This is a genomic window from Nocardioides sp. (assembly GCF_024509035.1).
Lineage (GTDB): Bacteria > Actinomycetota > Actinomycetes > Propionibacteriales > Nocardioidaceae > Nocardioides.
On the sequence record NZ_JANINT010000315.1, the window covers coordinates 955 to 2214 of the forward strand.

2 protein-coding genes are annotated in these 1260 nt (G+C 76.6%); both read left to right on the top strand.

What is annotated here, in order from left to right; genetic code table 11:
• On the top strand, positions 1–198 hold a 198-nt coding region (locus tag Q0L15_RS19900; protein WP_296606347.1), incomplete at its 5' end, for a helix-turn-helix domain-containing protein.
• On the top strand, positions 195–1260 hold a 1066-nt coding region (locus Q0L15_RS19905), incomplete at its 3' end, for a HAMP domain-containing protein (RefSeq protein ID WP_296606349.1). The genes Q0L15_RS19900 and Q0L15_RS19905, both read left to right, overlap by 4 nt.

Here is a 1260-nt window from a genome sequence, read left to right on the forward strand (position 1 = left end):
TCGCGCGCCGGCGAGGTCGTCACCAAGCGCCAGCTGCTCGCCGATGTCTGGCAGATGCCGTGGGGCGGCGCCGACCGGACCGTCGACGTCCACCTCTCCTGGCTGCGCCGCAAGCTCGGCGAGACGGCCGCGGAACCGCGCTACCTGATCAGCGTCCGCGGGGTGGGCGTCAAGCTCGTCGACCCGAACGCCGCATGAGCCTGCGCCAACGGATCCTCGTGCTGGCGGTGGGCGCCACCGCCAGCGTGCTGATCCTGTTCGCCATCCCCCTGTGGCTGCTGCTCGACCGCGCCGCGACCGAGGAGAGCCGCGAGGGCGCGGTCGACGTCGCGCGCGGCGTCGCCGACTACGTGAGCACGGGGCCGACGCCGCGCCAGATCGCGGCGTACGTCGACCGGCTCAACGCCCGCGACGAACGGGCCCGCGTGACGGTCCTGCTGCCCGACGGCACCCGGCTCGGGGCGGAGCTGCCGGAGGGCCTGCACGGGGACACCGACCTCGCCGCGCCCCGGAAGGGCGACGAGGGAGGTACGACCGACGACGACGGCCTGATGCCGGTCTCCGAGCCGGAGATCCACGAGGTCGGGGGCGGCGAGGTGGTCAGCGTGCGCGCGATGACCGCCAACGGTCCGGTCGCCGTCCTCGCCCAGGCCTCGGTCGACACCGCCAGGAGCCGGATGACCGACCGGCTGCTGCTGCTCGGCGGCGCCGCGGTCCTGATCCTGGTGCTGGTGGCCGTGGCGGCCGAGCTCGTCGCGCGGCGGCTGGTCCGCGACCTCGACCGGACGGCGGCGGCCGCCGACCGGCTCGGCGAAGGCGACCTCACGGCCCGCGCCCCGGAGGACGGCCCCTCGGAGGTACGCCGCGTGTCCGCCGCCCTCAACCGGCTGGCCGGCCGGATCGACGACCTGCTCGCCGCCGAGCGGGAGACCGTCGCCGACCTGTCGCACCGGCTCCGCACGCCGCTCACCGCGGTGCGCCTCGACGTCGAGGGGCTGCCGGCCTCGGAGCGGACCGAGGAGCTGGAGTCACACCTGGACCACCTCGAGCGGACCCTGACCGCGGTCATCCGCGCGGCGCGCCGGCCCGAGCGCGAGGGCGTCCGGCCGCGGTGCGACGCGACCCAGGTGCTCCGCGAGCGGGTGGACTTCTGGCGGCCGCTCGCCGAGGACCAGGACCGGTCCGTCGAGCTCGTGCTCCCCGCCGCGCCCGTCCCCGTGCGCAGCGCCGCCGACGACCTGCGGGCGGCGATCGACGCGC